We start from the raw sequence: 12062 nt of genomic DNA on the forward strand, positions 1-12062 counted from the left end.
CGAACCATCCTCCGGTCGGTTTGTTCCGAATATGTACTGCGGCGGGAAAACGCGGAGGTTTCGATATGAGAGCGATATGACCACTAGTGTCGTGATCGATGAACTCGATCATGAACCCGTCTGTTGGGACGACTTTCCGATGAGCGCGCCGTTGTCGGGTGCGTCCGGACCGTCGGATGCCGGCCGTGACCGGACGACATCCGATGCCTCGGAGAACTACGCGGCAGAGGATGCGGTGTGTGCTGTTCCCAGTCCACAGCTCAAGAACCTCCGTGCCGACGAAGCGGATCGTCTCCGTCGGTTGATGGCGTCGATCGCGCAGGGCGATCGGGCGGCATTCGCCGAGTTGTACGACGCGACCTCGTCGCGGGTCTACGGCATGGTGCTGCGGGTGCTTCGTGACCCGGGGTACAGCGAGGAGACCGCGCAGGAGGTGTTTCTCCAGATCTGGCGTGCGGCACCGAACTACGACCCGAACCAGGGCAGTCCACTGGCCTGGATCATGACGCTGGCGCACCGTCGAGCCGTCGATCGCGTTCGGAGCGAGCAGTCGGGTACCGACCGTGAGGCCGCGTACGGCGCAGTCAGTCACACACCGGAGCACGACGAAGTGCTCGAGACGGTGACGCAGCGGCTCGAATCGGAAGCCGTGGTCGCCTGTCTCGACACCTTGACCGATACGCAGAGCGAGTCGGTCCGAATGGCTTATTACAGCGGTTACACCTATCGCGAAGTTGCGGAGCGGCTCGGGGTCGCGGTTCCTACCATCAAATCGCGCATACGAGACGGATTGATCAAATTGAAGACATGCCTGGGGGTGATCCCGCAATGAACGAATCGTCACGACAACGACTGCTCGACGACGCGGAGGTCTATGCCCTGCACGCGACCACCGAAGCCGAACGACGCGACATCGAGACAGAACGGTTGCGCGTCGACGACACCGCACGCGCCCAGTTCGACGTCCTGGTGGGCGAGATCCACGAGACGCTGGCCCTGGCAGCGGCGTCCGACGCCTCTCCCGCGCCCGAGTCCCTTCGGCAACGGGTGCTCGACCAGGTTGCCGTCAGCGATCAGGAGCCCACGGTCCACAAGCTGCCACCGAACGTCACACCGCTGCACAGGCATCGGCGCGAACGCTCGAAGGCCTGGCGGTACTCGATGGTCTCGGCTGCGGCCGCGGTGGTCGTCGCCGTCGGCGGCGTTGTGGTCGTCAGTCAGACCATGGGCACCGATGCGCAGCCGTCTCAGGCGGACCAGATCGTGGCCGCGCCCGATTCACGACAGGTGACGGCGGAGTTCCCCGGTGGCGGCTCGGCGACCGTGGCGTACTCGCTGGCCCGGAACGCGGTCGTCGTCGATCTCGATGGAGTTCCGCAGCCACCGCCGGGCCGCGTCTACCAGATGTGGTTCGTGGACGGTTCGCCTCGCTCTGCCGGTGTGGTGACCGAGGATCAGCTTTCCTCCGAGGACGGCACGGTGATCGACGGTCTCGGGGCGTCGACGAACTTCGCGTTCTCACTCGAACCCGCAGGCGGGTCGGCGCAGCCGACAGAGGTGCTCACGATGCTGACGTTGGGCGCCTGAGAGCAGCACACGCACAGTCGCCTCGGGCGGTTCGACGTTCGGTCAGATGCCGATGTCGAACCGCCCGAGCGTTCTGATCACCGCGGCCATCTGGCCGTAGGCTCCGGTGGCGAGATTTTCCAGCAGCGCCAGCTTGATCTCCGGTGCATCGCGCGTGAGCGCCTGGAAGTGCGCCGCCGACACCACCACGAGATCGACCGGTGTGTCGGCGACCATGTCGAGCAGGAACGGTACCGACATCAGCAGGGGCATCTCACCGAAGCTCATGCCGGGGGAGAGCGTCGTGATGCGGTGCTTGCCGCCGTCGGCGGCGACGGCCGTGGACGTCACCTCACCACGCAGCATCAGGAACAGGCCCGCAGCCGCATCACCCTGGCGAACGATCACGTCTCCGCGCGCGTAGTGCCGCTTCTCCAGATACGGAGTGACGGCCTCGAACTGTGCGGCGGACAGCCCGGCCAGCAACGGATGCTCGGCCGTGGTGACGACCGTCGGCTGTCGCACACCCGCGCAATGGCGATCGAGCAACAGATTCTCGGCCCACTGGATGGCCGCACCCAGGCTCGAGTAGGTTCGGCCCGCGGGGTCGGCCGGGTCGAGACTCGACGTCGTGTGACCCATGATCGCTCTCGGATCCACCAGACCCACCACACAGCCGTGCTCCGCGAGATCCTGACGGAGATCCTCGAACATGGTCCGGGCGATGTCACTGACCTCGTCGACGCCTCGCACATCGATGACGAGGGCATCCAGTTCCCGATCGAGGTCGCCGATCTCACGGACGGCAGTCTCGGCACCGGAGAACAGCAGATCCCCGTGTAGTTCGTACACGCGGGCTCGATCGCCCACGGTAGCCAAGGTGTCCTGTTCCACGTCGGATCGCCGTTTGCGTGACGGTGCCTCGGTGACCACGTATCGGCGCCGGATCGAGGACTTCGCAGCTCGGGTGACGTGCAGGAAGTGCAGTTCGAGGCGTTTCGAGAGTTCTCGGCAAGCGGCGACTCCACGGACGCTGTTTCCGTGCGAATCGAGCCGCGGGGAGTAGACGGCAATGCCCATCTGTCCCGGGAGTACCGCGAGGATCCCGCCTCCGACCCCGCTCTTGGCCGGCAGGCCGACCCTCGCGACCCAGTCGCCCGCGCCGTCGTACATCCCACATGTCGTCATGACCGACAGCACTCGTTCGACCAGAGCCGGTGCAAGTGCACGTTCACGGGTGCGCGGGTTGACGCCGTTGTTGGCCATCGTGGCCGCCATCATGGCGAGGTCCGCGGCGGTGACGTCGATAGAGCACTGGCGGAAGTACAGATCGACGGCGGCGTCGGGATCGTGGTCGATGATGTCGAACGAACGAAGCATGTACCCGATTGCTCGGTTGCGATTGCCGGTGCGGGCCTCCGACCGGTAGACGGCGTCGTTGAACGTCAGAGTCCTCCCTGCATACCGCGAGTACGAGGCTCGAATGCGCTCGAATTTATCCTCGGCACTTCGCCCGGTGATCAGCGACGCCGACGTGATGGCACCGGCGTTGATCATCGGGTTGCGCGGTCGCTCGGTGACGGGGTCGAGACTGATCTCGTTGAACGGCTCACCGGACGGTTCGACGTCGACCTTGCTCGCGACGACGTCCAGTCCCCGGTCGGCCAACGCCAGTGCATAGGTGAACGGCTTGGAGATGGATTGAATCGTGAAGGGGAGTCGAGTGTCGCCGACCTCGTAGACGTAACCGTCCGTGGTCGTCAGCGCAATACCGAACCCGTCCGGCGTGACGGCGGCCAGTTCGGGAATGTAGTCCGCCACCTGCCCGGACGTGTCGTCTCGGCATAATTCGTGAACTCGGCGCAGGATGGCATCGACCACGTTGCTCATAGGCCACACTGTATGTGTGATGTCCGATTCGTCTCCGCCGAGGTTAGGGGCGGCTGGCCCAGGGCACCTCGATGTTCGACGGTACTGTCGGCGTGACGATGCTGGGCGGAGCAGCAGTGCACGGTAACTCCGTAGACTGAAATTTCATTGTGTTTTCCGGCCGGAGGGAGCGATCTCGTTGGGTGTCCTAGCTCGAATTCAGACGCCCGAGGACTTGCGCGACCTCGGCAGTGCGGAGCTGGCCGAACTGGCTCGCGAGATCCGTGCGTTCCTCGTCGAGAAGGTGTCCGCTACCGGCGGCCACCTCGGTCCCAATCTCGGTGTGGTGGAACTGACATTGGCGATTCATCGCATCTTCGATTCCCCGCGTGATCCCGTCATCTTCGACACCGGTCATCAGGCGTACGTACACAAGATGCTGACCGGGCGCACCGGTCTGTTCGACACGCTGCGTAAGCAGGGCGGCCTGTCGGGCTACCCGTCACGGGTCGAGAGCGAACACGACTGGGTCGAGTCCTCGCACGCGTCGGCATCCCTCTCCTACGCCGACGGCCTGGCCAAAGCGTTCGCCCTGAAAGGCGAATCCGACCGGCACGTGGTCGCTGTGGTCGGCGACGGTGCGCTCACCGGCGGAATGTGTTGGGAGGCCCTCAACAACATCGCCGCAGGCCGCGAACGATCCCTGGTGATCGTCGTCAACGACAACGGTCGCTCGTACGCCCCGACCATCGGGGGCTTGGCCGATCATCTGGCTGCCCTACGGCTCCAGCCCGGGTACGAGAAGGTGCTGGACAATGGTCGCCGCATCGTTCGTCGCATTCCGATCGTCGGGCCCACGGCCTACGCGATGTTGCACGGCATGAAGGCCGGAGTGAAGGACGCCATCAGCCCGCAGGTGATGTTCACCGATCTCGGAATCAAATACCTGGGTCCGGTCGACGGCCACGACCAGCACGCGATGGAATCGGCTCTGCGTCGAGCCAAGGCATACGGCGGCCCGGTCATCGTCCACGCGGTGACGCGCAAAGGCATGGGTTACGTTCACGCCGAGAACGACGTCGCAGATCAGATGCACGCCACCGGGATCATCGATCCGTTGACGGGACTGGCGCGGTCGAAGTCGGCACCGGACTGGACCTCGGTGTTCTCAGCGGCACTGATCGAGCAGGGCGAACAGAACGAGGACGTCGTGGCGATCACCGCTGCGATGGCCGCGCCCACCGGTCTCGCCGCGTTCGGAGTTCGCTTCCCCGACCGGCTGTTCGACGTCGGAATCGCCGAGCAGCACGCGATGACGTCGGCTGCCGGTCTCGCACTGGGCGGCATGCATCCGGTGGTCGCGATCTACTCCACCTTCCTCAATCGAGCGTTCGATCAATTGCTGATGGACGTGGCGCTGCTCGGACTGCCGGTCACCGTGGTGCTCGACCGCGCCGGTGTCACGGGGGCCGACGGTGCCAGCCACAACGGCATGTGGGACATGTCCCTGCTCGGCATCATCCCCGGCATGAGGGTGGCGGCGCCACGAGATGCCGAGACACTGCGAGAAGAGCTGGCCGAGGCGATCGCAACGTCCGACGGACCCACCGCGCTGCGCTTTCCGAAGGGCGCGGTGACCGAAACCGTGCCCGCAGTGCGCAGACTCGACGGAATCGTCGACGTACTGACCGAGCCGTCCGGTGCCACGGGCGATGTGCTGATCGTGGCCGTCGGAGTGTTCGGTCCGCTGGCCGTGCACGCCGCGGAGAAACTCCGACAGGACGGCATCTCGGCGGCTGTGGTCGACCCCAGGTGGGTGCTGCCCATCCCGCAGGCGCTGCTGAAATTGGCGGAGGACTATCGGATGGTGGTCACCCTCGAAGACAGTGGCCTGCACGGTGGTGTCGGCTCGACCCTGTCCGCGGCTCTTCGCGCGGCAGGCGTCGATACTCCGTGTCGTGATCTCGGTGTGCCACAACGATTCCTGGATCACGCATCACGCGAACAGCTGCACCACGAACTTGGTCTCACCTGCGAGGACGTCGTACAGCGGGTCTCGCACTGGGTCAAGAGCCTCTGACGCCGGTCTCCTGCCGGACGTCGCCGCCGTAGAACGCGCGGCGTCCGGCCACCGCGCCCGCGACTGCCATCGGAGCCGTCATCACGAGCAGGAAGAGCACCGACGGTTCCCACCGTTGCGTTGCCGAATGTACTGCGCCGCACACCACCGGGCCGCAGGCTGCCAGCATGTAGCCGACCGTCTGTGCCATCGAACTCAGCGATGCAGCATCACGTGCCGTCGCGGCCCGCAGATTCATCAGCGTCATCGCCAAGGACAACTGCCCACCTTGGCCGAGTCCGAGCAACACGGCCCACAGCAGCGCCCATGAATCGGCCGAGGACAGCACTCCCAGCAAGCCGGCAACCCTGGGCAACACCACCGCGGCGGCCAGAACGCTCTGCCGCGATAATCCGGTGGCCACGTTCGGCACCGTCAGCGCCGTCACGACACTGCTGACCGACAGAGCCGTCAACAGCAATCCGGCCGCGGCGGCGTCCACACCTCGATCCTGGTAGATCGTGGGCAACCACGCGATCAACGAATACGCCATGAGTGACTGCACACCCATGAACGCCGTCACCGCCCACGCGACGGGGGAGCGCAGCACGCCCGAACTGCCCTGCGATCCCACGGAACCGGACACCGCCGGCGACGACCCCGTCCTCGCGAACATCCGGGACAGCAGTGCCATACACAACGCCGCGATCACCACCGGGACCGCCCACAACCCGAGCACCCACCGCCACGCGCCGTCGAGCGACTCCGTCAACGGAACCGAGACCCCCGACGCCACACCGGCACTGGCGCTGATCACGGCAGTCAACACACCGGTCAACAACCCCAGCCGGCGAGCCGACACCGCCGGACTCTCCGGTCGTTCCCGCAGGCTCCACTCCTGCACGATCACGCGAACCAGTACCGGACCCAACACGTTCGCCACCGCAATACCCGCAGCCGCCGCGAGGGTTCCCGCCACCAGCACCGGCCAGGACGGCACCGCGCGCACCGCGGTGCCGACCGCAACGAGAATCAAGCACCCGACGAGCACGGCTGTGACCCGCGCGCGACGCAGCAAAGAACCTGCAGCGGCAGCGCACACACCGAGGAAGATCACCGGTCCCGTCGTCAACAGCGTCATCGAGACGGAACCGGCAGAGTAGAACGCCGCAATATTCGAGGTGAGAGCCGAGGTGCTGCCGAACAGCAGACGCAGTCCGAGACCGAAGACCACGACGGTGAACACAGCGAACACGGTTCGGGACTTCATGGCCTGCTTTCGGCGTCCGGTCGACGGATTGTTTCTATCCCTCACAATGCACTACCGGTCATGTGAGAACCTTCTCGACCTGGCTGCAGGTTCGGTACCGAGAGCAACACCGAACTCTCGGATTTCACGAACGAGTGATCGACGAATGCAGCGAGGAGTACGGAATCGATCGCGTCGTGACATCGAGCCGATTCACGCCGAGTGTCGATCATTTTCTTTGCGAATATGTGACCTGCGTGGCTGGTGTGTCGTTGTTGTCCAAACCGTGACGACTGGCATGTTTTGTCCATGACCCTCGTCTTCGACGGTAGAACCGACGTCTCGGACAGCCGAAGCGATCCGGCTCTCGGCGACGGTGACTCCGACTGGGCTGCCGTCGAGTCCGTGGATGGCACCCCTCCGCGGGATTCCCGGAACGACGGGATCGAGCGACGGCATTCGCGATGGTTCGTGGCGATGTCGGCAGTGATCGGTGTGGTGGCATTCGCAGCACACGATCGTCTGCTGTCGTTCGACTCGTTGTACGGGTTGTTCGGCAACGGTGTCGACGCTCTCGTCTACCGACACGGCGGCGCAACCGTACTCGGTAGCGAAGAGCTGTACTCGTTTTCGTTGTTCGGCACGCTGCCGTTCACGTATCCGCCGTTCGCTGCTGTGCTGTTCGCACCCCTGGGCTTGCTCTCCGATACGGCGACCGGATTGCTGGTGAACGTATCCAATGTCGTGTTGCTCTACGGCGTGGTCCATCTCAGCTGGCGACGACTCGGATACGAGAATTGCACGCGGACCAAAGTGGTGAGTGTGGGTCTGGCGGTGGGTTGCTCGTGGCTGGAGCCGGTGCGCATGTCGCTGTGGTTGGGCCAGATCAATCTGTTGTTGCTCGTGTTGGTGCTGTGGGATCTCGGCCGGCCCGAGGGCAGTCGGCTTCGCGGGGTCGGCGTCGGAATCGCGGCAGGTCTGAAGCTGACACCCGGCCTGTTCATCGTCATGTCGATCGCGCAGAAGCAATGGCGAGCGGCATGGACTGCGGCCGTCACCGGTCTGGTGACGGTGCTGATCGGATTTGTGGTCGTGTTCTCCGACGCGTGGCGCTATTGGACCTCCGCGATCCTCGCCTCGGACCGAGTGGGGTCGACCACGTCTCCCGCGAACCAGTCGGTTCGGGGGGTGGTGGCGCGGGCGTGGGGAACCGAGCATCCGCCTGTGATCGTGTGGTTGCCTGCGGCCTTGATCGTCCTTGCTGCGGGGATGTGGGTGTCGTATCGAGCTCACCGTGCGGGGAGAACACTGCTGGCGATGACGCTGTGCGGTCTCACGGCGCCGATGGTGTCGCCGTTCTCCTGGGGCCATCATTGGGTGTGGTGCGTTCCGCTGTTGGTGATCGGACTCGATGCGTGTGCGAGCTCGCGGACGAGCGTGCGCGGCCGCACGCTGCGCATCCTCGGATTGCTCGCCGCCACAGCTCCTTTCGTGGCCTGGTATCGCACTCAGGCCGACGTGGTGGTGATCGGCACGTTCATGCAGTCCTTATCGCCGATCCTCGACGGAGGACTGCGGAACGCGTATTGCGTTGTCTACGTGATCGTTCTGGTGGTAGCGGCGATAGGACTGCGGAAGGACTCGACTGTCCGCTACGTCCCTGCCACCCACTCTTCGATCTGAACGCGATCTATCAGATGGGCCAGGGCGAAGGGATCGTGTGCGAACATCCGCTCCACACTCGCCTTGTCGGTGCCGTCGACGATCATCGTGGCACCACTGTGATCGGCGAGTGGGCTCGACGATCGGAGGATCTTGCGGCGCTCGAGTTCGCGCAGCCAGGCGCGGTGGTCGGTGCGGTGATCGTCACGGCCCGAGGATGTTTCGGGGGTGTACGCGTATTCGACGACGAACATCGGCATGTCAGATCTCCATGTCCTCGAGCTCCATTCCTTTGGTTTCCGTGATCTTGTACTTGACGAAGAAGAAAGACAGGATCGCAAAGAACGCAAAGAACGAATAGATGAATCCGAGTCCGATGGTGTCGGACAGCGGCGGAAATGCGAGTGTGATGGCGAAGTTGGCAATCCAGTTCGCGGCAGTACTGATACCGAGAGCGACGGCTCGCATTCGGTTGGGGAACATCTCCCCGAGCATGACCCACATGATCGGTCCCCAGGTTGCGGCGAAGAAGACCACGAAGAGGTTCGCTCCGACGAGAGCGACCGGTCCCCACGGGGACGGCAATTCGAGTTGGTCCCCGCTGCCCACTGCCTGAGTGAACGAAACGGCGGCCAGTACGAGGCCGACGAACATACCTATCGAGCCGATCATGAGCAGATTCCGTCGACCGAATCGGTCGACGAACAAGATGGCGACGAATGTCATCGAGACATTGATGACAGAGGTGATCACCGAGGTGACGAAAGATTGGTTCTCGCTGAAACCGACGGATTTCCACAGGGTCGTCGAGTAGTAGAAGATCGCGTTGATGCCGACGAACTGCTGCAGAATCGCCATCGTGATGCCGACCCAGACGATCGGTTGCAGACCGAACTTGGGTCCACGGATATCGGCGAAGGACGATTTCGATTCCCGACGCAAGGTCAGTCGGATCTCTTTGACCCTTTCGTTCGGGTTCACCTCCCCGGTGATGTCTCCCAGAATGCGAGCCGCTTCCTCGTCGAGATGTTTTCCGACGAGGTATCTGGGCGACTCGGGAATCAGCGTGGCGAGAAAACCGTAGACGAGTGCCGGTGCCACGCCGACCAGGAACATCCATCGCCAGGCTTCGAGCCCGAACCACAGGTCGTTCGACGGCCCACCTGCCGCGTTCTGCAGCACCGCGTCCGACAGCAGGGCGGCGAAAATTCCGATGGTGATGGCCAGCTGCTGCAGCGAGGCCAATCCACCTCGATAGCGCGCCGGGGCAATCTCCGAGATGTAGGCGGGCGCGATGACCGATGCGATGCCGATGCCGAGGCCGCCGAGTACACGCCACAGCATGAGATCCGGGACGCTGAACGCGAACCCGGATCCCACCGACGAGATGGTGAACAGTGCGGAACCGAGCAGCATCACCTTCTTTCGGCCCCAGCTGTCGGCGAGCCGGCCGGCGAACCAGGCACCGACCGCACAACCGAGAAGCGCGATGGCCACGGCGAAGCCGGTGACGAACGACGACAGTGCGAAGTTCTCCTGGATGGAGTCCACCGCGCCGTTGACGACGGACGAATCGAACCCGAACAAGAAGCCGCCGACAGCGGCGGCAATCGTGACTCCGATGACTTTGGCAGTGTGCCGATCGGTGGATTGCGTCATCACGTGACCCAGCTTTCGAGGTGAACCAGCATCCTTGGTGGTCGATCGCCATCATCGTCCTCGCACCGGCGGATTGGGAGCGAAATCGACTCGATATTCGAGGCGTGCGGCAATCCGCTCACCGAAAAAGGTGAATTGTCCGATATTGCGCCTGTCGAACTCGAAGTTGCGGACGGAAAACTGCCGAAAGTCGTCCATGGCTTCGAGTTCGGCGGCAGGTGGCTATCGCGCCTGGGCGGCCGCCCACTGACCGAAGGTCTGGAGACCGTGATCCGCATCGGTCGTGGTGACCAGCGTTCCGTCTCGCATCGCGCGACCGTATGCGCCGGGAATCGGGACTTCGAGCACCAGGCCGCGAGTACCGATGGCCCGTGCGTAGCGCCGCACCATCTCGGCCATGCGTTCTTCACGCGGTCCACCCAGGTCTGCGACTCGGCCGGCCGGGGGCCGCTCCGCCAGGTCGATCAGTCGTTCGGCGACCTCGCGGGCGGCGATCGGTTGCGAGACCATCTTCGGGATGATGCTCACCGGACCGAACGAGGATCGTGCGCGAATCTGGCCGGCGAACTCGTGGAACTGGGTGGCTCGAAGAATTGTCCACGGCACTGTGCCGGCTCGAATGATTCTCTCCTGCTCGACCTTTCCGGCGTAGTACGAGTGTGGAGCCCTGTCTATCCCCACGATCGACAGCGCCACGTGATGGCCGACACCGGCCGCGCCCTCTGCCGTCAGCAGGTTTCGCGTGACAGCGGCGAAGAACGACATCGACTCCTTCGCCGAGATTGTCTGCGTCGACGCGACGTCGACCACCGCGTCGACTCCGGCCAGGGCGTCGGACAGACCCGACCCGCTGACGAGATCCACACCCGCAGATCGCGACAGAACGACCACCTCGTGTCCGCGTTGACGGGCGACCTCGACGACATGCACTCCAACGGTTCCGGTTCCACCGGCTACGGCTAGCTTCATCGCGTATCCACCTGATTCTCGAGAGCTGATGCGGACCGCACGGCGCGGCCCTCCACTCTCTGACGACACAGCCGTGCCGAATGTATGGCGAGTGTCAGGGCCAATGTCGGAGTTTGTCCGGATTGAGCACGATCCAGATGTCGGCCACCACCCCGTCCGCTGTGTCGAACCCGATGACGCTGAACACCTCTCCGCCGCGTCGGATCACGATGCCGGACAGGCTGTTGACGGCCTCGATGGACCAACTGAGGTCCGTGGACTTGGCGGTGATGCCGCGAACGAAACGAGCGACTCGGTCGGAGCCCACAACAGGGTTGCGGGCCGCCGAGACCTGCCCGCCTCCGTCGCTGATCAGGGTGACATCGGGGGCGAGCAACGAGACGAGCGTCGCAAGGTCTCCGTCTCCCGAGGCCATCGCGAAGGCGCGCACGACGCGATCGTGCTCGAGGGGGTCGGCAGAGGTGAGTTGGCGGCCGTGCACGTGTTTTCGGGCGACAGACGCGAGCTGGCGGCATGCGGCAGGGGAGCGGTCGAGCACGGCCGCGATGTCGTCGAACGGAACGGCGAAGGCATCGTGCAGCACGAATGCGACTCGCTGCGCAGGACCGAGCGATTCGAGAACGACGAGCAAGGCGAGAGTCACCGAATCCTGTTGTGCGACTCGATCAGCCGGGTCGGCGGCCGTCGAGTTCACCGAGTGCAGGCCGCAGACGGGTTCCGGCAACCATTGGCCGACGTACTTCTCGCGGCGGACGCGGGCCGATCCGAGCAGGTCGAGGCAGATGCGGCCGACCACCCGGGTGAGCCACGCAGCAGGGACGTCGACGGCGTCGCGTTCGGCGTCGGTGAGTCGGTACCACCGAACGAGAGCCTCGGACGCAGCGTCTTCGGCGTCGCAGTAGGAACCAAGCATGCGATAGGCGATACCGATCAGCCGACCGCGTTCCTCGTTCATGGCGTCAGACCTTATCGCGACACAACGATGCCGAGTTCGAGGTGATGGACGAAAATCCGGAGAATTCCGTCCAC

At 64.2% G+C, this 12062-nt stretch carries 10 protein-coding genes; 4 read left to right on the forward strand and 6 right to left on the reverse strand.

The genetic code is table 11. The features are described from left to right. Nucleotides 1–76: 76 nt before the first annotated feature. Both CH271_RS17250 and CH271_RS17255 read left to right on the forward strand, forming a co-directional pair. Nucleotides 77–832: a sigma-70 family RNA polymerase sigma factor gene (locus tag CH271_RS17250; protein WP_094634310.1), complete on the forward strand. Its 756-nt coding sequence runs from the start codon at nt 77–79 to the stop codon at nt 830–832. Beyond that, nucleotides 829–1587 (forward strand): anti-sigma factor, encoded by a 759-nt coding sequence (locus CH271_RS17255; protein WP_037189463.1) that lies wholly within the window; start codon nt 829–831, stop codon nt 1585–1587. Before CH271_RS17250 ends, CH271_RS17255 begins: the two co-directional genes overlap by 4 nt. A 42-nt stretch (nt 1588–1629) precedes the next feature. On the opposite strand, the gene glsA is transcribed toward CH271_RS17255, so the two are convergent. Then, entirely contained in the window at nt 1630–3456 is a 1827-nt protein-coding gene (glsA, locus tag CH271_RS17260; protein WP_094634311.1) for a glutaminase A, read from the reverse strand. Between the two features lie 178 nt (nt 3457–3634). Between glsA and dxs the strand changes: the two genes are divergently transcribed. Beyond that, nucleotides 3635–5515: a 1-deoxy-D-xylulose-5-phosphate synthase gene (dxs, locus tag CH271_RS17265; RefSeq protein ID WP_094634312.1), complete on the forward strand. Its 1881-nt coding sequence runs from the start codon at nt 3635–3637 to the stop codon at nt 5513–5515. Here the strand turns inward: dxs and CH271_RS17270 are convergent. Then, nucleotides 5502–6764: an MFS transporter gene (locus CH271_RS17270; protein WP_094634313.1), complete on the reverse strand. Its 1263-nt coding sequence runs from the start codon at nt 6762–6764 to the stop codon at nt 5502–5504. The two genes, dxs and CH271_RS17270, sit on opposite strands and share 14 nt — an antisense overlap. A 288-nt stretch (nt 6765–7052) precedes the next feature. On the opposite strand from CH271_RS17270, the gene CH271_RS17275 reads away from it, so the two are divergent. Continuing rightward, nucleotides 7053–8426, forward strand: a complete 1374-nt coding sequence (locus CH271_RS17275) for a glycosyltransferase 87 family protein (protein WP_094634314.1) — start codon at nt 7053–7055, stop codon at nt 8424–8426. Here the strand turns inward: CH271_RS17275 and CH271_RS17280 are convergent. From CH271_RS17280 to sigJ, 4 genes are all read right to left on the reverse strand, one after another. Further along, entirely contained in the window at nt 8396–8665 is a 270-nt protein-coding gene (locus CH271_RS17280; protein WP_037189460.1) for a YciI family protein, read from the reverse strand. The genes CH271_RS17275 and CH271_RS17280 overlap by 31 nt on opposite strands. Before the next feature lies 1 nt (nt 8666). After that, nucleotides 8667–10064 (reverse strand): sugar porter family MFS transporter, encoded by a 1398-nt coding sequence (locus CH271_RS17285; protein ID WP_037189459.1) that lies wholly within the window; start codon nt 10062–10064, stop codon nt 8667–8669. A gap of 222 nt (nt 10065–10286) precedes the next feature. Continuing rightward, the gene (locus tag CH271_RS17290; RefSeq protein ID WP_094634315.1) at nt 10287–11033 is read right to left on the reverse strand and encodes an SDR family oxidoreductase; all 747 of its coding nucleotides are present in this window, start codon (nt 11031–11033) and stop codon (nt 10287–10289) included. Between the two features lie 94 nt (nt 11034–11127). Next, nucleotides 11128–11988 carry an RNA polymerase sigma factor SigJ gene (gene sigJ, locus CH271_RS17295; protein ID WP_094634316.1) on the reverse strand — a complete coding sequence of 287 codons (861 nt, stop codon included), beginning with the start codon at nt 11986–11988 and terminating at the stop codon, nt 11128–11130. Nucleotides 11989–12062: the final 74 nt, after the last annotated feature.

The sequence above is a fragment of the Rhodococcus sp. 05-340-2 genome, from assembly GCF_002258915.1.
Lineage (GTDB): Bacteria > Actinomycetota > Actinomycetes > Mycobacteriales > Mycobacteriaceae > Rhodococcoides.

Bases quoted from the DNA above. Each gene is read 5' to 3' on its own strand.
- CH271_RS17250 (WP_094634310.1), top strand. From the start codon at position 77: ATGACCACTAGTGTCGTGATCGATGAACTCGATCATGAACCCGTCTGT.
- CH271_RS17255 (WP_037189463.1), top strand. From the start codon at position 829: ATGAACGAATCGTCACGACAACGACTGCTCGACGACGCGGAGGTCTAT.
- glsA (WP_094634311.1), bottom strand. From the start codon at position 3,456: ATGAGCAACGTGGTCGATGCCATCCTGCGCCGAGTTCACGAATTATGC.
- CH271_RS17270 (WP_094634313.1), bottom strand. From the start codon at position 6,764: ATGAAGTCCCGAACCGTGTTCGCTGTGTTCACCGTCGTGGTCTTCGGT.
- CH271_RS17275 (WP_094634314.1), top strand. From the start codon at position 7,053: ATGACCCTCGTCTTCGACGGTAGAACCGACGTCTCGGACAGCCGAAGC.
- CH271_RS17280 (WP_037189460.1), bottom strand. From the start codon at position 8,665: ATGCCGATGTTCGTCGTCGAATACGCGTACACCCCCGAAACATCCTCG.
- CH271_RS17285 (WP_037189459.1), bottom strand. From the start codon at position 10,064: ATGACGCAATCCACCGATCGGCACACTGCCAAAGTCATCGGAGTCACG.
- CH271_RS17290 (WP_094634315.1), bottom strand. From the start codon at position 11,033: ATGAAGCTAGCCGTAGCCGGTGGAACCGGAACCGTTGGAGTGCATGTC.
- sigJ (WP_094634316.1), bottom strand. From the start codon at position 11,988: ATGAACGAGGAACGCGGTCGGCTGATCGGTATCGCCTATCGCATGCTT.